The sequence below is a fragment of the Spirosoma rhododendri genome, assembly GCF_012849055.1.
Lineage (GTDB): Bacteria > Bacteroidota > Bacteroidia > Cytophagales > Spirosomataceae > Spirosoma > Spirosoma rhododendri.
Window position 1 is genome coordinate 5,621,712 of the sequence record NZ_CP051677.1, and the last position, 22,301, is coordinate 5,644,012.

Consider the following 22,301-nt stretch of genomic DNA (forward strand, 5'->3'; position numbering starts at 1 on the left):
TAGCCGGTCATTTGCCTGCGCCGAGCGCGTATGTTCCTGCTAATGGATAGTGGTCGGAGTACCGGACGGTATTGATCGTCTGCAAATTCAGCGCGGGTAGCCGGGGGTCATGAAACTGATTGTCGATGCGGATGTAGCCCGGCAGTCGGTTGTAACTGAACCCAAACCCGTGGCCTGCATCTTCAAAACTACTGGCTAGCGTCCGGCGCATTCGTTCGTAAACGACGCTGTACGGCGTATCGTTGAAATCACCCGCGACGAGCACCGGAAATTCACTTTCCCGAATATGCCGCTCAACGTGCCGCACCTGCCACTGTCGCTCAATAAAACCCATGCGCAGGGCACTCAACACGCCATGCGTTTCGTGTTTCACGCCGGTCATCTCCTGCTGCTTCAGCACTTTACCCACCCGAATTCCCATTGAGTGCAGGTGTACATTGATAACCCGGATCGTGTCGTTGCCGATCTTGATGTTGGCCCAGAGAATCCCGTTGTTCGTACCAAACGCTTCGCGGTCGGAATGAATGATGGGGTACTTGGAAAAAATAGCCATCGCCGGGTTGCCATAGTCCTTATCCAGCTCGCCGGGATTCAGCACGACGGAGTACTTATAACCCGCATCCTGCATTCGCTGATACACGTTGTAGGCCGGTATAGGTTTGGCGTTGGTAAATTCCTGGAAGCATTTGATCGGCGCATCATACCCCACAACGTAATCGACAGCGGCCTTGACTTCCGGAATCAATCTGGTCCGATCCACCTGATTGTTGACAAAAAACGACTGAACGTTGTAACTAAATAACGTTACCGATGAAGCCGAAGCCGGCTCTGCCGAATGCCAGGAGAACGTACGTCGGCCGAACAATACCACCCCCAGCAGCACGACGACCACCGGTAGCCAGGTTCGCCAGGGGCGTGTGAAGGCCCAGACTATACCTACGATCAGGTTCATCAGCCAGACCACCGGAATCGAAATCATAAGCATCCCGGCCAGCCAATGCTCAATACTGAGCGTATACAGCAACCAGTACGCCAGTAATGTATAGAGTGCCAGCACAATAGTGATGGACCAGAATATGGATCGAAAGAAAAACGAGATGAGCTGTCCAGCCTGCGTACGTAATGACATAAAATAAGCACGACAATCAGCGTGCCGTTTCGTATGAACGCCAAAAATAGGGTTTACCAGCTACACGACCGCTTTCCGACGGGCCGCACCGTTTGCAAATCGCGGAAAAGTGCGTTACCTTTGCCACGCAAATACCGTATGGCAATGCAACAAAAAAGGGAGTCGGGACTCCCTTTTTTGTTAGCCTTACTTTATGAACGACAACGAACAAATTTCAGCGCTACTTACCCCCTACCTTAACGACGACCAATTTTATGTCGTTGATATTCAGGTAGCTGGACGCCGGGGTGGTCGGATAAAAGTAACGATTCTGCTCGACAGCGACTCGGGAATCAGTATTGACGAATGCGCTACGATCAGCCGTAAACTGGGGAACGATATGGAAGAGCAGCATCTATTTGATGATGCGCCTTTTACGCTCGAAGTATCGTCACCGGGAGTTGATTTTCCGTTAACATTTGCGCGCCAGTACAAGCGCAACATCGGCCGTCAGTTGCTGATTGTACTGACCGATAACGAGCAGCACCGGGGAACGCTTGTTTCCGCCGACGATACGGGGATCGTGGTCGACATTATTCCCGAAGTCCGGTCGAAGACAAAGCAGAAGAAGGAGCAGGAAGCAGGTATCGTCAGGCTGAGCGGCCCTACGTCGCTGCCTTACGAGCAGATAAAAAAAGCAACGGTAGAAATTGTATTCAACTAGGCAGACACACCCTTCACCGGGCAGCCTGCCACTTATAAACTACACACGACAACCATGACCAGTGGACTATTAATCGAATCGTTTGCCGATTTCGCCCGGTCGAAAAATATTGACCGGCCCACTATGATCGCCATTCTGGAAGAAGTCTTCCGGACGATGATCCGTAAAAAATACGGGACCGACGAAAACTTCGACGTTATCATCAATGCTGAAAGTGGTGACCTTGAAATGTGGCGTACGCGCGAAATCGTGGACGACGATTCTGAGGACATCTGGGACTACGATAAAATCCCCCTCGCTGAAGCCCGCAAAATTCAGGACGACTTCGAAATCGGCGAACAGGTTGCCGAAGAAGTGAAGCTGGACGATTTCGGTCGGCGGGTGGTGCAAACGGCCCGGCAGACGCTTATTCAGCGGATTAAGGACATGGAGAAAGAACTCCTGTACCAGAAATACAAAGATCAGGTCGGCGATCTGGTTGGTGCGGAAGTGTATCAGATGCTCAAGCACGAGATCATCCTGACCGATCCGGAAGGCAACGAACTGAGCCTGCCCCGCACCGAGCAGATTTCTAAAGACCGGTATCGCAAAGGCGACGCTGTGAAGGCTGTTATCAGCCGGGTCGATATGAACAATGGTACGCCCAAGATTATCCTGTCGCGTACGTCGCCGGTATTTCTGGAGCGGCTGTTCGAGATTGAAGTACCTGAGATTTATGACGGCCTGATTTCGATTCGCAAGATCGTTCGGGAGCCGGGCGAGCGGGCCAAAGTCGCTGTCGAATCATACGACGACCGCATTGATCCGGTGGGTGCCTGCGTCGGTATGAAAGGGTCACGTATTCACGGTATCGTTCGGGAGCTTGGCAACGAGAACATCGACGTTATCAATTACACCGAAAACCTCGAACTGCTTATCAGCCGTGCGCTCAGCCCGGCGAAGGTAAGTTCGATGACCATCGACCGCGAAGCCAAACGGGTATCTGTTTTCCTGAAGCCCGATCAGGTATCCCTGGCCATCGGTAAGGGTGGACAGAACATCAAACTGGCGGGTCGGCTGGTGGATATGGAAATCGACGTGTTCCGCGATAACGAAGGCCAGGAAGACGACGAAGACGTCGACCTGATGGAATTCTCCGACGAGATCGACAGCTGGATGATTGAAGAACTACGGAAAGTGGGTCTCGACACAGCGAAGAGCGTACTGGCGCTAAGCCCGGAAGAGCTTATTCGCCGGACCGATCTGGAAGAAGATACCGTCGTTGAGATTCTGAATATCCTGAAACAGGAGTTTGAATAAGACAAAAACCGGACTGGTATGCCGACCCACATACTTTAATTGGCTTTGCATACCATTCCGGTTCATTCTTGACAAAACGGGATTTATATTGTGTGATCTCGTGTTCATACCATAACAGTAACCATTAAATTTGCCGACTATAGTCCGATAATATGGCAGAAGATAAGTCAATGCGCCTGAGCCAAGTGGCAAAAATTCTCAACAAAGGGCTTTCCTCTGTTGCGAATAGTCTGTCTGCCAAAGGGTTTAAGGTGGAAATTAATCCTAACACCAAAATCAACATGGAGCAGTTGGAGGTGTTAGCGAAAGAGTATAAGTCAACGGAACTCCTGAACGGAACTCGTAGAACCGAAGCCCCTGCTGCGGTTGCTGAGGCACCGCGTCGTCAGGAGGAAGATGTCGTTATGTACCGTCGTGATGACGCGCGCCGTTCCGATTCTGAAGCAAAGCCAGCAACGCCAGCAGTTGCAGCGGCTCCACAGCCACAAAAGCCAGCTACCGAGTCAGCCCCTACGGGTCTGCCCGGCCTGACGGTTATCGGCAAGATTGACCTGAATGCCCGGCCTGGCGACAACCGGCCTTCTGCCCAGCCTGCTCCGGCAGCAAAAGCACCGGTAGAGGAGGTCCAAAAAACTCCAGAACCAGTTCAACCAGTTGTTGAGGCACCCAAGCCGGCCCAGCCGACGCCCGCTCCGGTGGCTCCTGTAGCTGAAGCACCCAAGCCAGCGCCTGCGCCGGCTCCCGCTGAGGCCGCTCCGGTAGCCAAAACGGAGCCCAAGCCAGTGGTAGCAGAGCCAGCTCCAGTAGTGGCTGAGCAACCCAAGCCAAAGCCAGTAGAAACACCGGCGGCACAGGTAACCACGCCAGCTCCACAGGCCGCAACGCCTGCACCCCAGCCGATCAAAGCTGACCCAACGCCTACTCTAGCACAAGCACCGACGCCTGCTCCGGCCGTTGCTAAGGAGTCTGCGCCAGCCCCGAAAGCCGACGTAACGCCTGCACCAGCGGCAAATACGGCTCCGGAAAGCGAAACCACTCAGCCAACCGAAACGATTCGGGCAGCGGGTAGTCACCAGCTGGGCGGTCTGAAAATTCTTGGTAAGATCGAGTTACCAGTCAACAACCCGCGTCAGGGCGGGGGTGGTGGCAGCAACGCCGATAAGAAAAAGCGGAAACGTATCCGTGGCCGCGATGGTGTTGTTGGCGGTTCGGCCGCACCCGGCACCGGCGCTGGTCAGCCGCAGGGTCAGGGTAACGCTAACGTACGCAACGACCGTGCTCCACGTGATGGGCAGGGCAACGATCGCCCACCACGCGATGGCAACCGGGCTCCGGGTCAGGCAACTCCCGCCAACGGGCAGAACGGCCAGACCTCGGGCAACAATGCTAATGCAAACCGGGGCGGTCAGAACCAAAACAATACTAATAACAACAACGCAAACCGGGGTGGAAACCGGAGCGGTGGTGGAAGCGGTAACAACCGCAACAATAACAACAACCGCCGGGAAGCGCCTTCGCAAGCCGACGTCCGTAAGTCGATTCAGCAGACCAACGCCCGTATGCAGGGCAATCAGCCCAACCGGGGTGCCGACCGTCGTCGAGATCGTCGGAATCAGCGGGAGGAAGATCGTCGTCTGTTGAACGAACAGGAGGAGCTGGAAGCAAAAATCCTGAAGGTAACCGAGTTCGTATCGGCCAACGACCTTGCTTCGCTGATGGATGTCTCGATCAACGAAGTTATTTCGGTCTGTCTGAACCTCGGCATGTTTGTGTCGATCAACCAACGGCTCGACGCTGAAGCAATCACCGTTATTGCCGACGAGTTTGGGTTCGACGTACAATTTGTATCGGCAGAAGACGAAACCGAAGCGGGTGTCGACGTTGAAGCCGACGCACCGGAAGACCTCTCGCACCGTGCCCCGATCGTTACGATCATGGGTCACGTCGACCACGGTAAAACCTCGCTGCTCGACTATATCCGCCGGGCGAAGGTAGCCGCTGGTGAAGCGGGCGGTATTACGCAGCACATCGGTGCCTACAGCGTGAAAACCGATGATGACCGTTCGATTACGTTCCTTGACACACCGGGTCACGAAGCCTTTACGGCCATGCGTGCCCGTGGTGCGAAAGTAACCGACGTGGTTATCATCGTGATTGCGGCTGACGACAGCGTCATGCCACAAACCCGCGAGGCTATTAACCACGCGCAGGTAGCCGGTGTACCCATCGTGTTTGCCTTCTCGAAGGTCGACAAGCCGGGTGCCGATACAGAGAAGATTCGTAACGAGCTGGCATCTATGAACCTGCTCGTTGAAGAGTGGGGTGGTAAATACCAGGCACAGGAGATTTCATCGAAGTCGGGTATGGGCGTCGACGATCTGCTGGAGAAAGTACTGCTCGAAGCCGAACTGCTCGAATTGCAGGCTAACCCCGATCGCCGGGCATTGGGTACCGTTATCGAAGCCTCGCTCGACAAAGGCCGGGGTTACGTATCAACAGTACTGGTTGAAAACGGTACGCTGCGCCAGGGTGACGTCATGCTCGTTGGGGCCCACTACGGCCGCATCCGGGCTATGACAAACGACCGGGGCGAGCGTATCAAAGAAGCCGGACCAGCCCAGCCGGTTCAGATTCTGGGTCTGCCGGGTGCACCGCAGGCTGGCGATAAGTTTAACGTGATGGAGACGGAGCGCGAAGCCCGCGAAATCGCGAACAAACGTGAGCAACTGCTGCGCGAACAGACGCTACGTACCCGTAAGCACATCACGCTCGAAGAGATCGGTCGCCGGAAAGCGATTGGTACCTTCAAAGAGTTGAACGTGATTGTGAAGGGTGACGTAGACGGTTCGGTCGAAGCTCTTTCTGACTCGCTGCTGCAACTGTCGACTGAAGAGGTACAGGTCAACATCATCCACAAAGCTGTTGGTCAGATTTCGGAGTCAGACGTGCTGCTGGCATCGGCATCGGACGCGGTAATCGTTGGTTTCCAGGTTCGCCCTTCGGCAAGTGCCCGGAAGCTGGCGGAGCAGGAACAGATCGAAATTCGGATGTACTCAATCATCTACGACGCGATCAACGAAGTGAAGGACGCCATGGAAGGTCTGTTGGCGCCGACCGTTGAAGAAGTAATCGTGGGTAACGTTGAAGTACGCGACGTATTCAAGATCAGCAAAGTTGGTACGGTAGCCGGTTGCTACGTAACCGATGGCTTGATCAAGCGTAATAACAAGATCCGGATCATCCGCGACTTCATCGTGGTACACACCGGTGAAATCAGCGCGCTGAAACGCTTCAAAGACGACGTCAGCGAAGTACGGTCGGGCTACGAGTGTGGTCTGAGCATTCGTAACTTCAACGACATCGAGGTTGGCGACGTGATCGAAAGCTTCGAGCTGAAAGAAGTGAAGCGCACGCTGTAATCTGAACGGTGATGTCCTGAACTGTGATTTTTCTGATTCTCGGATTTCACTGATTTTAAAAAGGCCGTTGAGTAATCAACGGCCTTTTTATTTGATCTTGGCTAACGCATTGACGAATCAGCGAAATCAATAAATCAGAAAAATCACAGTTCAGAAAAGTAAGCCTAGTGAACATTCTCAGCATTAGTGATATTCATGGCCGACATATGTGGCGCGACGCACCATTGAACGAGGTCGACCATGTTGTCTTTACGGGCGATTACGTCGATAGCTATGTATACGACGACGATGAGATTGTTTCCAATCTGGAAGCCATTATCCGCTACAAGAAGAAGCATTCCGACCGCGTAACGCTGCTGATCGGCAACCACGACGCTCAGTATATTCATTACCCACTCTACCCCTGCTCAGGCTTCAGCTATTCTGTTCAACCCAGACTTACCCGGTTGTTCGACGAGAATAGATCGCTATTTCAGATAGCTTACCAACAGGGGCCGGTACTGTTTACGCACGCTGGCGTGTCGGCAAGGTGGCTGGCCCGGCTGCTGAGCAAGACCGGACAGGCCGACCTGCTGTTTACCCCCGCCGACGATCTGGCTGGCTTTCTCAACGACGTGTATCGGAACAAGGGCACGCGCAATTACCTCTTCAGCGTAGGCCCGGCCCGGGGTGGGCACGCTCCGTTCGGTGGCCCCGTCTGGGCCGACCGCTCCGAAACGTCAGTCGATTTGCTGGCGGGTTTTCATCAGGTTGTGGGCCATACACCCGTTCTGAATTTCGAAACCGTTGGTGATGTAAATGCATCGATTACGTATACGGATGTGCTGGGAACGAAAACAGATTTTTTCCGGCTGACAATTCCGGTGTAATTTACCAGTCGGAAAACCAAACGTTTGCCCCGGTTCGTTAAGAAGGCATACGTCTGCTGCAACCAATCTGAATGAATTTCCTGTATCCTTCCTTCCTGATCGGTTTATCGGCCGTGGCACTGCCCATTGCCATTCATCTGTTCAATTTTCGCCGAACGCGCCGGATCTATTTTTCCAATATCGATCTGCTACGGACAGTACAGACTGAAACCAAGTCGTTTCGGCGGCTCAAACACTGGCTGATACTGGCCTGTCGCTGTCTGTTTCTGGCGTGTTTGGTACTAGCTTTCGCACAGCCGTTTATTCCAAGCAAAAACCGGCTGGGGCTGTCGCAGCAGGGCGTAACGAGCCTGTACGTCGATAATTCGTATAGTATGCAGAACGAGCGCAGCGAAAAGCGGTACCTCGACATTGCCATCGGCAAACTCGACGAACTGCTCACCGTTTTCCGGAATGCGACTTCGCTGCAATTGATTACCAACGATTTTTCGGCGGCCGAACAGCAGGCAGCAACGGCGGAATCGGTACGCGACCGGGTTACGTCGATTCGGTTTGCCCACACGCCCCGGTCGCTCGAAGCGGTCTACCGGCGTCAGCGCAATCTGCTGAGCAGTATCAACGCTACTGCCCGTAATCAGCTGTTCTGGTTCTCCGATTTCCAGAAAAGCACCACGGGCGACCTGACTAAACTGACGATTGACACGACGGATCGGCTGTTCATTGTCCCACTCGACGCGCAGGCAACAAAAAATATATTTGTCGATTCCGTCTGGCTGTCGACGCCGTTCATTCGCGAGTTGCAGAACAACAGCCTGAACGTAACGATGAAAAATGGCGGCCGTGAAGCCGTGAAAAACCTGCCCGTCCGGCTCTATCTGGACGATACGCAGACGTCGACCGCGTCGGCGACGATTCCCCCCGGCGGGTCGGCAACGGTATCGCTGAACTTCAACGTCACCACGAAAGGGTATCACCGGGGGCGCATCGTATTCGACGACTACCCTATCACGTTCGATAATCAGTATTTTTTCGTGATCGAAGCATCGCCCCCCGTGCGAGTATTGCACCTGTCGGGTGCGACGACCGGACGGGATTATGTGAATGCCGTTTACGCCAACGACAGTCTGTTTGTCCGGCGCAATTACAACGCGCAAAATTTTGACGTTGGGCAGTTAAAGGAAACGGATCTGGTTGTGCTTGAGGGCGTTGAACAGGTATCGGGAACGTTGCGCACCGAACTTGAACGCTTCGTGCAGCAAGGCGGTAGCCTTACCATTATTCCACCGGATCAGCCCGACGCGGCTGTCTACGGCCCATTTTTAAGCACGCTTGGCGTCGGTGGGGTGCAGGCAACTGGCACTCCACTGGGTACACCCGCGACCACCGTCCCCATGGCTGAGCCCGACCGCCGGGTTCCTTTTTTTCAGGATGTCTTTCAGCAGAGTTATCAGTCGGAGCCACTCAATATGCCTTCGGCGGCTCCTGTGTGGCGGTGGAGCGCAGGTGCCCGATTACTCGCGCTACGCGATGGTAGCCCCATGCTGACGCAGTCGCGGGCGGGTGCCGGAACGGTTTACGTACTGGCTTCCCCCCTGTCGTCGGCGTATGGCAACCTTGCCGAGCACGCGTTATTCGTGCCGGTTATGTACAAAATGGCGGCCCTCAGCGTGCGGGCGCAACGTACGGCGTATTCGTTTGACGAAGGGCTAATCACGGTGCCCGTCAAAAATTCGTCGGAGCGCGCTGTGTACAAGTTGAAGCACGACAAACTCGACATTATCCCGACGCAGCGACTCACAGGCAACCAGTTACAGCTGGAACTGCCCAAGAGCAACGAGCTGGCGGAAGGTCAAACTATCGAGGGTGGCTACTATCAGCTACAGGACAGCAAAGGGCGGACGGAGCGCCTGCTGGCTTTCAACCCGGGTCGGCAGGAGTCGCAGATGAACTTTTATTCAGCCGCCGAACTGCGGCAGGCATTCGCCAAACAGCCTAATGTCGAGGTATTCGACAGTATTCAGGATGGCGACTTTGTTCAGGTGCTGGAGCGCGAAAACCTGGGGCAGAGTCTGTGGAAGTACTTCCTGATCGGCGCGCTTGGCTTCCTGCTGCTCGAAATCGGGCTGGTACGCTTCATGCGGGGGTGACAAAAACGAGAAAATCGGTAAGAAGGATAGGCTTTCTTCTTACCGATTTTCTCGTTCTGCTCTTTAAATCAATTTGATGCTGATTGCTTTCGTTGTTTCACCAACCGTAACCTGGCAATCGGTGAACTTGGGAGCAGACATCTTCGGTTTAAAATTAGTGCTGAACCCGTACGGCTCTTTCGGTATGCCCAGCATGTTTTTGTCCATTTTCCCGTTGCCATTTACATCGTGGTAGATCGCAACTGCATAGTCGCCCGGCTCGACGGGAAACGTAATCGTGGTGCTTTCACCGCTGATACCCACTTTTTTACCTTCGAATGGCTTCCCCTGCGGAAAAGACGCTCCGGGTTTGAAAATGGCAACGAAGAGGTTTCCCTGTTGCTCCTGAACGTTCTGAACAGTGATTTTCAAACTGGATTTGGGCGCGGCAACAGGCGGCAGCGTAGTAGCGAATAGCCACGAAAACGAAAGCAGTAAATGGATCATGGGCACCGGGTTTTTATAGAAAACGGATTTATCTTGCGTTTATGATAGTACAGCTTCCTCCACCACCCACCAAACGATGGCTTGTCAGACCAGTTCCCGACTCATCCGATGAGCGTGCAGCCATCGAATCGTTGACGGCGTCGTTGGGGGTAAGCCCATTTCTGGCGGGCTTACTGGTGCAGCGTGGTATTAAAACGTTTGAGGAAGCCCGTCTGTTTTTCCGGCCGGAGTTCACGCACCTGCACGACCCATTTGCCATGCGCGACATGGACCGGGCCGTTGAGCGGTTGAAAAAGGCACTCTATGCTCCACAGCCGGAAAAGATCCTGATATACGGCGATTATGATGTCGACGGAACGACGTCGGTAGCCCTGGTGTACAGTTTTCTGCGCACCCACCACGATCAGCTCGATTTTTATATTCCGGACCGTTACAAGGAAGGCTACGGCATTTCGCGGCAGGGTATCGAATGGGCAGCCGAGAACGGCTTCACGCTCATTATCGCCCTCGACTGTGGTATCAAGTCCGTTGATCGGGTTGCCGAAGCCAAAGCACTGGGCGTCGACTTCATTATTTGCGATCACCACCGCCCGGGCGATGAACTGCCCGACGCAGCCGCCGTGCTCGACCCCAAACGTAACGACTGCCTGTACCCGTACAAGGAGTTAAGCGGCTGTGGCGTCGGTTTTAAGCTGTTGCAGGCGTTCTGTCTGGATCAGGGTATCGACCTGAAAACGCTGTACCCCAGCCTCGATCTGGTAGCGGTCAGCATCGCGTCGGACATTGTACCGCTGACGGGTGAAAACCGGGTAATGGCGCATTATGGCCTTAAAGTTATCAACAGTCAGCCACGCATCGGCCTGAAAGCGCTGATCAAAGTAGCAGGCTTCCGAAACGGCAACACGCTCGACCTGACCAACCTTGTTTTCGGGCTGGGGCCACGTATCAATGCCGCCGGGCGTATCAAACACGCGAAAGCCGCTGTTCAGCTGTTACTAGCCGAATCAGACGAGGAAGCCGACGACTTTGCGTTTGCCATCAATAAGCACAATAGCGACCGGCGGGTGTATGACAGCAAAATGACCGACGAAGCGCTGGCCATGATCCGGCAGGATGAAGCGCTGTTACAAGCCAAATCGACAGTGTTGTTCGACGCTACCTGGCACAAAGGTGTAATCGGTATCGTAGCGTCGCGCTGTATCGAACACTTCCACCGCCCCACGATTATCCTGACCCAGTCGAACGACAAAGCCGCCGGGTCGGCGCGGTCGGTGCCTGGTTTCGATGTGTACGAAGCCATCGAAGAGTGCGCCGATCTGCTCGAACAGTTTGGCGGCCACACGTTCGCGGCTGGTATGACGCTGCCCGTTGATAACATCGATGCGTTTCGCAGGAAGTTCGAGTCCGTTGTGGCAGCGCGTATTCAGGCCGAGCATCTGACGCCACTCATCGACATCGACCTGCCCCTCGATTTCAGCGAAATCACCGACAAACTGTACCGCATCGTCAAGCAGATGGGACCGTTCGGGCCGCACAATGCGCAGCCGGTATTCGTAACCGAAGACGTGTACCTGGCCGCCGAACCGGTGATCATGAAAGACAAGCACCTGAAACTGCAACTCCAGCAAAACCGGACCGGGCATCAGCTTACGGCGGTTGGGTTCGGTATGGCCCAGTACGCTCAGCAGTTGCAGCCCCGCAAACCGTTTTCTATCTGCTATCAGGTCGAGCAGAATGTGTTCAACGGCACGGTATCGCTCCAGCTGATGCTGAAAGATATCCGGTGCGCCTAGAGTACTAGGTCCGTTGCTACGGTGTGGAAGAACCCCTGATCGTAAGCGTCGCAGTACGTTTCGTAGTCGGCACCGACCTGCTGAGCATAAGCGTAGGCGTATTCAATCAGCGGCTGCTCCCAGCGGCTACGGTCCTGCCCGAAACTGATTAGCGCATCGGCAATGGCTGACCCCTGCCGACCACTGGCCCGCAGGTGCCCCCATCCGCACAGCCGCCCCATTGTGGCAACCAGGCTGAGCAGTTTACGCGGCTTACCAATCAGTTCGTTCAGTGAAATTCGGTCTTCGACAGGCTGCAATTCGCGCAATACGTACGACGCCCCACCGGGGAAACTAATTGGATGCAGCAACGCCGGCGACGCTGCCTGTACGCGTTTCTGCACTTCGACAATGCGCTGGGCCTCGCTTATCCAGATCGGCTGAGCGTCGGTCAGGCGGTTCTGTAGCGACGAGGGTACAGCCTGCTTCAGATCGAGCAGGTATTCCTTCCCCCGTTTGCCGTATCCCCTGACAATGAGGATATACCGGTCGATACCCAGACTACCCGTTCCGGCCAGGCGGTGGGCTATGTCCAGCACGTCGAAGAAAGCCGGGTCGGGCTGCGTTTGCGCCCACACGCGCACGGCCGTCTCGATCCGCTGCCGGGTTTCAGCATCGACCGGGCTGGTGCGCGGTGACCGACGGCGGAACCGAACTGTATGCTTTTTGTAACGCAGGCGGCTTTTCAGGAACGCCCGCCGTTTCCGACACTCGACCGTTCGTAAAAACTGCCCGACGATTCCCCTGGCCGACTCCTGCTCCAGCGACCGAATATATCCCCTCGACAGCGTCAGCGCATAGGCTTCGGTCAGCGTTTTCACCAGTTGCATCACCTCCGCTTCGTTTAGCTGCAACGCGCTGGCCGACACAAACAAACTACACGTCACGCGAGCCAAATCCGCCAGATTTGGGGCCAGTATACTCTCGTCAAAGTCGTTCAAATCGAAATACGCGACGCGGTTATCAGCTTTGAATGAACCGAAATTTTCGATGTGCAGGTCGCCCACGTTCCACGTCAGCGGGGCCTGCCAGACAAACGAATCGGTGGGAATGTCGTTGTTAAACAGGTGGCAGGTTCCGCGAAAAAAGCGAAACTTACTTTCTCGCATGGCGGCATATTTGTACGCCAAAAACCGGGGGTTTCGATCTTCGTTGTACGAACGGATACGGTCGGGAACTGATAGTGGGCTCATAATATTTGTTAATAAACAGCGGTCGGAGACTGCCATCGGCTAAAATAGCTGGCAAACCCTGTTGATAAGTCACAACTTTGTCTGTAGCAAGTTGGCTATCGACAGAACCAATCATGTCGACAGCGTAGCACTAATCAAATGATTCTCAGAACTGAACATCTCATAAAAAAATACGGCTCCCGACTCGTCAATAACGATGTGTCTTATCAGGTCGCGCAGGGCGAGATCGTTGGTCTGCTGGGGCCAAACGGGGCGGGTAAGACAACGTCGTTCTACATGGCCGTAGGGCTGGTAAAACCCAACAGCGGCCACGTATTCATCGACAATATCGACGTTACCGATTTGCCCATGTACAAACGGGCGCGGCTGGGGTTGGGCTATCTGGCGCAGGAGGCTTCCGTCTTTCGCGATTTAACCGTCGAAGAAAACGTACTGGCCGTATTGCAGATGACCGACCTGCCCAAGCGCGAACAGAAAGACAAAGTCGAGGAACTGCTCAACGAGTTCAGCCTGACGCACGTCCGCAAAAACAAAGGCAAAGTACTGTCGGGGGGCGAGCGTCGCCGGACCGAGATTGCCCGCGCTTTGGCCGTCGACCCCAAATTCATTCTGCTCGACGAACCGTTTGCCGGTGTCGACCCAATTGCGGTGGAAGACATTCAGGGTATCGTCGCCAAACTCAAGCACCGCAACATCGGCATCCTGATTACCGACCACAACGTAAACGAAACGCTGTCGATCACCGACCGGGCGTATCTGCTGTTTGAAGGTAAAATTCTGAAGCAGGGCACCGCCGAAGAATTGGCCAGCGACGAGCAGGTCCGGCGGCTGTATCTGGGCCAGAACTTCGAGTTGAAACGCAAGATTTAAACGCAACGGTCCCGGCTACCTAGCCGGGACCGTTGTGCTGACAAGCTGTTACCAGCGACCGTACCAGCCGGGCCGGGCGGGTGGCGGCAGAACCGGTCGGCCGTAGCCGTAATGAGGGCGGTGGTAAGGCCGGCGGTAACCGTAGTTGACTGAGCAGGACGCCATCGTTACTACTACCAGAGCGAACAGCAGAAAATGGCTTATGAAATGCTTGATTGTGTTCATCGTCGTAGGTTGTTTTAACCCGTTTACGATGCTTTGAACCGATTTATCCGCCCGCGTTTAACCCAATTTGTTTATTTAACGGCAGTTTAACGGGTATAAACCGGGTCTTAAACTCAGCCCAGCACTTCCCGCAAAACGGGTAGCGACTTCACCTCGCCCAGCGAATCGATGTGCACATGATAGTAGGCCACCAGTGCGTCGAGCAGTTCGTTGCGGGCCGCGCGGCTCAGGTCGATGGGTGTACCGATGGGCATTCGCAGCAGGATGTTAAGGGCTTTTTCCATCGCATCGTCGGGTAGGAAAGCGACCGAGTGCTCGCGCAGCTGATTTTCAAATTCCCGCGCTGATTCGGGGCCAAAGCCCAGATAAAATGACAGCTTGAGCAGAAACGCCAGGTGAAAGTTCTCGTAGTTCGTTTGGGCCTGCTCCAGAAATAGCACCGAGTCGATCAGAAATTTAAACAGCACCGGGCTACCCGCTTCTTCTTTCAGCACCTTGTTCAGCATCTCCGTCACAAACAGCGCGATCGTCGACTTCGTGACTTCAAACGGCAGGCTCTGAAACGGGTAGCTGGTCTTTACCTCCGACAGCCGGTGCAGATCGCGGTCGTTCTTATAGTACACGACCATGTCGAGCAACGTCAGCGGCTGAAACAGAGCGATGCGGTTGTTTTTGCTTTTGGCCGAGCGCACGCCATTGACGATGTAACTCTGCAACCCAAATTCTTCGGTATAAACGCGGGAGATAATCGACGTTTCGCGGTAACGGATATAACTGAGGGCGATTCCCCGGGTCTTTTGCAGCATTGATTTTCTTTCGACAGGATTACGGGATTAACAGGATTTGGTGGCATAGCTCGCGGATGACGTTTTTATAAATGAAATCCGCGATCATCCGCCACAATCTGTGACACCCGCGTGCAGTCAAATCCTGTCAATCCGAGCGTCGGCCCGGCTGTAATCCTGTCAATACTCTAAGATACGTGTTTTTCGACGAAATCGCGGCTGAATTCGCGGATCTGATCGCGGATACGGCGGTAGTTAGCCATTACCTCGTCGGGCGATCCGCTGCCCTTCGATGGGTCTTCAAAGTTGTGGTGCAGCCGGTGCGTCCGGCCAATCCAGACCGGGCATCGCTCGCTTGCACTGTCGCACACGGTGATGACGTGGTCGATGGGCAGGTGCGCGTAACCGTCGACCAGATCCGACGTGTGGTGGCTGATGTCGACGCCGTCTTCTGCCATCACCTGTACCGCTTTCGGGTTCAGCCCGTGCGTCTCGACGCCCGCACTCAGCACCTCGGCGCGGTCGCCCGCAAACTGTTGCAGATAGCCGTGCGCCATTTGACTCCGGGTCGAATTGCCCGTACACAAAACCAGTATTCGTTGCTTTTCCTGCATGGCGCAAAAATCGCCGTTTACACCCGTAGTGCAACGCACCGGAGTAATAAAACGGCTTTTACTTCTTTTGTCAACAACTGGAAATTTAGTCATGAAGCTATACAAACTACCCACCGGGGCTATTCTCGAATCAGACAATCAGTATTTCGCCATTGACGCCGACTGGGATTCGCTCGTCAACCGCGACGATCTACACGCACACCTGACGCAACTCGCAACGACGGCATCGCCCACAACCGAACCAACGCAGCCGTTGGCCCCTATTGGTCGGCAGGAAGTCTGGGCAGCGGGCGTAACGTACCTGCGTAGCCGCGACGCCCGGATGGAGGAATCGAAAAAGGCCGGAGCCGATAACTTTTACGACCGGGTTTACGACGCCGAACGGCCCGAACTGTTCTTTAAATCGACCGCCGAACGGGTCGTTGGTCCCGGTGGCACCGTTCGTATCCGGCGCGACTCGACCTGGAACGTACCCGAACCCGAACTGACACTGTTTATTACCTCGTCGGGCAAAATCGTGGGCTATACCTGCGGCAACGACATGAGTTCGCGGAGCATTGAAGGCGAAAATCCGCTATATCTGCCGCAGGCAAAAACCTACGACGGCAGCGCGGCTCTCGGCCCCTGCCTGTACGTGCCGGAGCAGCCCATTTCGCCCGACACGATGATGCACCTGCAAATCGACCGGGCTGGGGAAACGGTGTTCTTAGGCGACCTCACAATCAGTCAGATGAAGCGGCAGCATACCGAACTCGTATCGTTTCTGTACCGCGAATGCTCGTTCCCGAACGGCTGTTTCCTGATGACCGGCACGGGGCTGGTACCGCCGGATTCGTTTACGCTGCAATCCGGCGACGTGATCAACATCAGCATCGACGGTATCGGTACCCTGACGAATCCGGTGGGGTAATAACAGCGGGGAATGTGCATTTTTGCGTTTCAACAGCACCGCTTTCTATGCAAACTATTCGCCACGTCACTACTTTTCTCGAAACCCTTGCTCCCCTCGCCTATCAGGAATCGTACGACAATGCCGGGCTACTCGTGGGCGACCCCGATACGGCCGTAACGGGCATCCTCGTTACGCTCGACTGCGTTGAAAGCGTTGTTGATGAGGCCGTTGCGAAAGGGTGCAATCTGATTGTGGCGCACCACCCGATTGTGTTTAAAGGCTTGAAAAAGCTGAACGGCAGCAATTACGTAGAGCGCACGATCATCAGGGCGATAAAAAATGACGTAGCCATCTACGCGACCCACACCAACCTCGACAGCGTGACGGGGGGCGTCAATTTTATGATTGCCGAAAAGCTGGGGCTGCAAAACGTGCGGATTCTGGCCCCCAAAACCCAGACGCTGATGAAGCTGGCGACCTTCGTACCCCTGGCCGACACGCAGCGAGTGCTCGACGCGCTGCACGAGGCCGGGGCGGGTAATATCGGCAACTACAGCCGCGCCAGCTTCCGGGTCGAAGGGACGGGCGCGTATCAGGCGGGCGAAGCGGCCAACCCGGTGCTGGGTGAGATTGGCGAATACCACCGCGAACCTGAACACCGCATCGAGGTTATTTTCCCTAGACACCAACAGCGGTCGGTACTAGATGCGCTACGCAGAGAACACCCGTACGAGGAGATCGCGTATGATTTGTACGCGCTGGAAAACGCCGATCAGACCGTCGGTTCGGGCGTAGTAGGCGAGTTGCCAGAATCAATGTCGGAACAGACTTGGCTGGCTTATTTGAAAGAAAAGATGAACCTGCCACTGATTCGGCATACGTCCTTACTGGGGCGCCCGGTGCAGCGAGTGGCAGTGTGCGGGGGCGCGGGCGGCTTTCTGCTCAACGACGCCGTTCGGGCGGGGGCCGAGGTGTTTGTTACGGCCGATTACAAATACCACGAATTTTTCGACGCCGACGGCCGGACAATCATCTGCGACATCGGCCACTATGAGAGCGAAGTCTTCACGAAAGACTTACTGGTCCGGCATTTAGCAAAAAAATTCGTTACTTTTGCGGTAATTTTTTCCGAAACGGATACCAATCCCGTACGGTACTACGTCTGACCCCGGTCAGGCAGTATATACTTTAACACACGCTCCGAATGGAACTTACGATTGCGCAAAAACTGGACGCTCTGCTGCATCTGCAATCCCTTGACTCCCAACTCGATGAACTCATAAAAATCCGCGGTGGCCTGCCCGAGGAGGTACGTGACCTCGAAGATGACATCGCTGGTTTTGAAACCCGGATCGGTAAATTTCAAAGCGAAATCAAAACGCTGGAGGAAGAAATCGAACGCAACCGGGCCGCCAAGAAAGACGCCGAGAAACTGATTGCCAAGTACAAAGAGCAGCAGATGAACGTGCGTAACAACCGCGAGTTCGACGCGATCTCGAAGGAAGTCGAACTGCAATCGCTGGAGATTGAGCTGGCGGAAAAACGTACCAACGAAGCGCAGTTCCGCGCCCGTGGCAAAGAAGAAGAAATCAAGAACACGCAGAACCTGCTCAACGAGCGTAAGGAAGATTTGAAAGCCAAGAAACAGGAGCTGGATCAGATCACCTCGGAAAGCCAGGACGAAGAGAAAGAAATTATCCGGCAGAGTGAAGAGCAGGCTACGACCATCGAGCCGCGTCTGCTGAACTCGTACCGCAAAATCCGTGGTAACGCCCTCAACGGTCTGGCCGTCGTGATGGTAAAGCGCGGTGCCTGCGGAGGCTGCTTTAACGTCGTTCCGCCCCAGCGGCAGGCCGACATCAAAGACAAGAAGAAGATCATCGTCTGCGAACACTGCGGCCGGATCTTTGCCGACGTAGAAGGCGTCCCCGAACCCGCTACGACGGGTCGTGGCCGGTAATTTTATCGCAACAAGTATTAATTAGTGCTAGTGGAAGGTCGCCCTGTGGCGACCTTCTCTTTTTCCAACTCATGCGGCTGGTCTTTTTGTTACTGTTGATAGTCCCCTTCGCTCAGGCGCAGGACTTTGCCTGGACACCCGGCCTGCAACGTGCGTTCGGGCAGATGCAGCAGCTACAGGTGCAGCCCGCCCGGCAAACCATTGCCCGCGAACCAGCTACGCAGTCGCCCGGCATCCGGCTGTTTCTGGACGACTACGCCGATATGCTGACGCTGACGACCTCGGACAACGACGCGCTGTTTGCCGATCTCAGCAAGCGCGAAGACGAGCGGCTCGACGCGCTGAAAAAACTGCCCGATTCGTCGCCCTGGCAGCGGGTAATGCAGGCCGAAATACGGCTGCACTGGGCGTTCTGCAAGCTCAAATTCGGTAAGGAAGTCAGTGCCAGCTGGGACGTTATCAAAGCGTACCGACTTCTCAGCGACAACCAGAAACAATACCCCGATTTTCTGCCGACCTACAAATCACTCGGTACGCTGTACGTGATGATCGGATCGGTGCCGGAGTCGTACGCGTGGGTGGCGCGACTGCTGGGCCTGACCGGTGGCGTTACACAAGGCCAACAGATGCTGATCCGCGCCCGGCAGGATCCCGTATTTGGCCTGGAAGCGCAACTCATCGACCTGATGGTGCGCGCCTACGTCCTGACCATCTCCCCAGCCGACGAGCAAGCCCTGCGTCAGCTTGTTGCCCGGCACCCCGACAATCTGCTGCTGCATTTTTTTGGGGCCACCATTGAGCAGAAAAGCGGTCACAGCGAACAGGCACTGGCCTACCTGACCAGCCGCCCTACTGGACTCGCGTACCTGCCCCTACCAATCGTCGATAATATCTTGGGCGACATCTACCTGCAAAAGGGCCAATACGCCACCGCCGACGTCCATTTCGCCCGCTTCCTGACCAGCTATCAGGGGCAGAACTTCCGCAAAGATTCGCAGTACAAACGCTTTCTCTGCCATTGGCTGGCGGGCTACCCCGACAGTCAGAGCCGCCCCTTTCTGGAACGGGTACTCAGCAGCGGACGTACCACGGTGGAATCGGACAAGGCGGCCCAGCGGTTTGCGGAAACATACCTGAAACACGGTGCTACGCCCAATCAGCCGGTGCTGATGCGCGCTCGACTCGCCAGCGACGGCGGCTTTCTGGACAGTGCCCTCGCCTACCTCCGCCCCTACACGGAAGCCCGATTTGTAGGCTTACCCGAAAAAGCCGAGTTTAACTACCGCATGGGCCGTATTCTGCAACGACGCACCCAACCCGACGCAGCCATCCCCTACTTCATCCGGGCAATGGCCCTGAGCGACGCCTACGACGAAGCTCCGTTGTCGTTCGGCGCGTCGTCGGCCCTGCAACTGGGCTACATCTACAAACAAAAAAACGACCGTACCAAAGCCCGGTCGTTTTTCCAAAAAGCCCTCGCCCAAAAGCACCACGAATACAAAAACAGCATCGATAACAAAGCGCGGGCGGGGCTGAGTGGTTTGTAATTTATCTACGGAAATAAGTAATCCACAACAGCGTATCAATCATAAGAGTTTTGTCCGCCATTGGTTGATTGATTCACGTGTTTCCTCAATGGTGCTGATCTCATCGTCCGTTGAAACTGGTCCATTGAGAAGTAATTCGGTCAGACGTGACCGTTTAGCGACGGTTTCCGCTTCATCAGCTAGTTCTTTCCTAAGCCGAGCCTTCTGAACAGGCGTCAATGTCCTGACGAGCGTCAGTAATTGCCTAAAGGATACTTGAACTTTCATTTCCATACAACCAAAATCAATTCTTATTCCAGTGTGGATGTGCGAGTGGCGATTACAATAGCAAGATAAACGTAGTTATTTCTTTATTTTCTGCGGTCAGCATCCTGATCTGTATCCCATCAACATCGATTTCAATTCAGCATATTAGTTATTTGCATAGAACAGTTTCTCTATGTTATCACTCATCTTGATTTTTCTACGCTTAAAATCTTGCTTTACAAAGTATTGCTTACCATCTTCACTCTCATGAGAAGAAATAAAGTTTTCTATTTTCAATTCCGTCATTGACTTTATCTCGTCAATTATTTTAGGCTTTAGTCCCATAGCTTCAGCTAGGTTCTTTGCGCCACTACGTATATTTTCGATACTCTGAACTTGAGGAACGTTTCCTGAGTACCTCATTATTTCCCTTACTACAGTATCGGTCAGGTTTGCTACCTTGTTTTTATCTTTCTTGAATACCCTATTTATCTCAGAGATTATACCATTTCGTTCTTTCTCTTTTATATTTTTTCCTTTGAAAATATACTCTCCAGGCTTATCAACCGGAAATATAACATCTACACCCTTATGTCTGCCCGCATTGATTCGTTTATGCATATGCAATCCATCACCAAAAACTACAGGCTTTTTGTCTCCACGAGAATGATTATCGAAGTCAATTGTCTGATCGTCAATTAGGTTATATAGAGGCATATAAAACGCTTATAGAAAATCCATACATAATTTAGAAATAATTCGCATTTCATGCCTCTACTGTACATAGGTTACATGAAATGCGAACTAATGTTTATCTACTTACTTTACGCTTCCAGCGCGGCTACGCCGGGGAGGGTTTTGCCTTCCATGTATTCGAGCAGTGCACCGCCACCCGTCGAGACGTAGCTGACGCGGTCGCCGTAGCCCGCCTGATTGACGGCCGAGGCTGAGTCGCCACCGCCGATGAGCGAGAACGCACCGTTTTCTTCCGTGGCTTTCACGACGGCTTCTGCAATGGCGTTGGTGCCTTTGGCGAAGTTCTCGAACTCGAATACGCCCATCGGTCCGTTCCAGAGGATCGTCTTCGATTTCAGCACGACGTCGGCAAACAGCTTGATCGTATCGGGGCCGATGTCGAGACCTTCCCAGCCGTCGGGGATTTCGCCGGTGGCTACGATCTGCCGGTTGGCGTCGTTCGAGAAGTCGTCAGCACAAAGGTTGTCGACGGGCATGTAGATCGTCACGCCTTTTGTCTTCGCTTTCTCCAGCAGTTCGAGGGCGAGGTCCTGCTTGTCGGCTTCGAGCAGCGATTTACCGATTTTACCGCCTTGTGCTTTGGTGAACGTATAGGTCATACCGCCACCGATGATGAGGTTGTCGACTTTGTCGAGCAGCTTTTCGATGATCAGGATTTTGTCGGAGATTTTGGCTCCGCCCATGATCGCTGTAAACGGACGCTCGGCGTTGTCCAGAATCTTCTTCGCGTTGTCGAGTTCGGCCTGCATCACGTAACCAGCCACCTTATCGGTGAAGAACTGACCCATAACGGCCGTGCTCGCGTGGGCGCGGTGTGCCGTTCCGAACGCGTCGTTTACCCATACGTCGCCCAGCTTCGACAGCTTTTCAGCAAAGGCCGTGTCGCCTTTTTCTTCTTCCTTGTAGAACCGCAGGTTTTCGAGCAGCAGGATTTCGCCGGGTTGCAGCGCAGCCGCCTGATCGATAGCCGATTGACCAATAGCATCGTCGGCAAACTTTACGGGCCGACCGAAGGCTTTCTCCAGCTCGGGCAGGATGTGTTTGAGCGAATATTTTTCTTCCGGACCACCCTTCGGCCGACCCAGGTGCGACATCAGGATAGCCGACCCGCCGTCGTTAACGATCTTCATGATCGTCGGGATGGTGGCTTTGATGCGCGTATCGTCGGTGACGTTGAAGGCTTTGTCGAGGGGGACGTTGAAATCGACCCGAACCAGGGCTTTTTTGCCCGCGAAATTGTAGGAATCTACGGTTTTCATGCGAGGGAAATCGTCATGTTGGTTTGCGGGCCAAACTTAGCGGTTTTATGGACAGGATTACAGGATTTCA

Annotated in this window: 19 protein-coding genes; 11 read left to right on the forward strand and 8 right to left on the reverse strand. The window is 54.3% G+C overall.

The annotated features are described in order from the left end of the window. Nucleotides 1–7: 7 nt before the first annotated feature. The gene (locus HH216_RS23645) at nt 8–1,129 is read right to left on the reverse strand and encodes an endonuclease/exonuclease/phosphatase family protein (protein WP_169553101.1); all 1,122 of its coding nucleotides are present in this window, start codon (nt 1,127–1,129) and stop codon (nt 8–10) included. A 193-nt stretch (nt 1,130–1,322) separates the two neighbouring features. Between HH216_RS23645 and HH216_RS23650 the strand changes: the two genes are divergently transcribed. The 5 genes from HH216_RS23650 (at nt 1,323) to HH216_RS23670 (ending at nt 9,566) form a co-directional block, all read left to right on the forward strand. After that, on the forward strand, nt 1,323–1,832 hold the full coding sequence (locus HH216_RS23650; protein ID WP_169553102.1) for a ribosome maturation factor RimP: 510 nt from the start codon (nt 1,323–1,325) through the stop codon (nt 1,830–1,832). Nucleotides 1,833–1,886: 54 nt separating this feature from the next. Then, nucleotides 1,887–3,131: a transcription termination factor NusA gene (gene nusA, locus HH216_RS23655; protein ID WP_169553103.1), complete on the forward strand. Its 1,245-nt coding sequence runs from the start codon at nt 1,887–1,889 to the stop codon at nt 3,129–3,131. 152 nt (nt 3,132–3,283) lie between these two features. Continuing rightward, the gene (gene infB / locus HH216_RS23660; protein ID WP_169553104.1) at nt 3,284–6,550 is read left to right on the forward strand and encodes a translation initiation factor IF-2; all 3,267 of its coding nucleotides are present in this window, start codon (nt 3,284–3,286) and stop codon (nt 6,548–6,550) included. A 206-nt stretch (nt 6,551–6,756) separates the two neighbouring features. Beyond that, a complete protein-coding gene (locus HH216_RS23665) occupies nt 6,757–7,419 on the forward strand; it encodes a metallophosphoesterase (protein WP_254448585.1) in 663 nt (220 codons plus the stop codon). Between the two features lie 71 nt (nt 7,420–7,490). Then, nucleotides 7,491–9,566 (forward strand): BatA domain-containing protein, encoded by a 2,076-nt coding sequence (locus tag HH216_RS23670; RefSeq protein WP_169553106.1) that lies wholly within the window; start codon nt 7,491–7,493, stop codon nt 9,564–9,566. 63 nt (nt 9,567–9,629) lie between these two features. On the opposite strand, the gene HH216_RS23675 is transcribed toward HH216_RS23670, so the two are convergent. Continuing rightward, nucleotides 9,630–10,052, reverse strand: coding sequence for a DUF2141 domain-containing protein (locus tag HH216_RS23675; protein WP_169553107.1), 423 nt, complete (start codon nt 10,050–10,052; stop codon nt 9,630–9,632). A 41-nt stretch (nt 10,053–10,093) separates the two neighbouring features. Between HH216_RS23675 and recJ the strand changes: the two genes are divergently transcribed. Continuing rightward, a complete protein-coding gene (recJ, locus tag HH216_RS23680; RefSeq protein ID WP_169553108.1) occupies nt 10,094–11,845 on the forward strand; it encodes a single-stranded-DNA-specific exonuclease RecJ in 1,752 nt (583 codons plus the stop codon). On the opposite strand, the gene HH216_RS23685 is transcribed toward recJ, so the two are convergent. Then, entirely contained in the window at nt 11,842–13,077 is a 1,236-nt protein-coding gene (locus HH216_RS23685; protein WP_169553109.1) for a DUF2252 domain-containing protein, read from the reverse strand. The two genes, recJ and HH216_RS23685, sit on opposite strands and share 4 nt — an antisense overlap. A gap of 138 nt (nt 13,078–13,215) precedes the next feature. On the opposite strand from HH216_RS23685, the gene lptB reads away from it, so the two are divergent. After that, a complete protein-coding gene (lptB, locus tag HH216_RS23690; RefSeq protein WP_169553110.1) occupies nt 13,216–13,947 on the forward strand; it encodes an LPS export ABC transporter ATP-binding protein in 732 nt (243 codons plus the stop codon). A gap of 48 nt (nt 13,948–13,995) precedes the next feature. On the opposite strand, the gene HH216_RS23695 is transcribed toward lptB, so the two are convergent. The 3 genes from HH216_RS23695 to HH216_RS23705 all read right to left on the reverse strand — a co-directional run bounded on the left by HH216_RS23695 (nt 13,996) and on the right by HH216_RS23705 (nt 15,514). Continuing rightward, nucleotides 13,996–14,172, reverse strand: a complete 177-nt coding sequence (locus HH216_RS23695) for a hypothetical protein (protein WP_169553111.1) — start codon at nt 14,170–14,172, stop codon at nt 13,996–13,998. A 113-nt stretch (nt 14,173–14,285) separates the two neighbouring features. Further along, entirely contained in the window at nt 14,286–14,978 is a 693-nt protein-coding gene (gene recO, locus HH216_RS23700) for a DNA repair protein RecO (protein WP_169553112.1), read from the reverse strand. Between the two features lie 167 nt (nt 14,979–15,145). Next, nucleotides 15,146–15,514 carry an arsenate reductase ArsC gene (locus tag HH216_RS23705; RefSeq protein WP_254448586.1) on the reverse strand — a complete coding sequence of 123 codons (369 nt, stop codon included), beginning with the start codon at nt 15,512–15,514 and terminating at the stop codon, nt 15,146–15,148. A gap of 148 nt (nt 15,515–15,662) precedes the next feature. On the opposite strand from HH216_RS23705, the gene HH216_RS23710 reads away from it, so the two are divergent. From HH216_RS23710 to HH216_RS23725, 4 genes are all read left to right on the forward strand, one after another. Beyond that, on the forward strand, nt 15,663–16,481 hold the full coding sequence (locus HH216_RS23710) for a fumarylacetoacetate hydrolase family protein (protein ID WP_169553113.1): 819 nt from the start codon (nt 15,663–15,665) through the stop codon (nt 16,479–16,481). Nucleotides 16,482–16,528: 47 nt separating this feature from the next. Further along, nucleotides 16,529–17,629, forward strand: a complete 1,101-nt coding sequence (locus HH216_RS23715) for a Nif3-like dinuclear metal center hexameric protein (RefSeq protein WP_169553114.1) — start codon at nt 16,529–16,531, stop codon at nt 17,627–17,629. Between the two features lie 38 nt (nt 17,630–17,667). Continuing rightward, nucleotides 17,668–18,423 carry a zinc ribbon domain-containing protein gene (locus tag HH216_RS23720; protein ID WP_169553115.1) on the forward strand — a complete coding sequence of 252 codons (756 nt, stop codon included), beginning with the start codon at nt 17,668–17,670 and terminating at the stop codon, nt 18,421–18,423. A gap of 71 nt (nt 18,424–18,494) precedes the next feature. After that, the gene (locus HH216_RS23725; protein ID WP_169553116.1) at nt 18,495–19,970 is read left to right on the forward strand and encodes a tetratricopeptide repeat protein; all 1,476 of its coding nucleotides are present in this window, start codon (nt 18,495–18,497) and stop codon (nt 19,968–19,970) included. Between the two features lie 411 nt (nt 19,971–20,381). Here HH216_RS23725 and HH216_RS23730 read toward each other — a convergent pair whose 3' ends face one another. Together HH216_RS23730 and HH216_RS23735 are read right to left on the reverse strand one after the other, a co-directional pair. After that, nucleotides 20,382–20,933 carry a hypothetical protein gene (locus HH216_RS23730; protein ID WP_169553117.1) on the reverse strand — a complete coding sequence of 184 codons (552 nt, stop codon included), beginning with the start codon at nt 20,931–20,933 and terminating at the stop codon, nt 20,382–20,384. A 107-nt stretch (nt 20,934–21,040) separates the two neighbouring features. Further along, the gene (locus HH216_RS23735) at nt 21,041–22,231 is read right to left on the reverse strand and encodes a phosphoglycerate kinase (RefSeq protein WP_169553118.1); all 1,191 of its coding nucleotides are present in this window, start codon (nt 22,229–22,231) and stop codon (nt 21,041–21,043) included. Between the last annotated feature and the right edge of the window lie 70 nt (nt 22,232–22,301).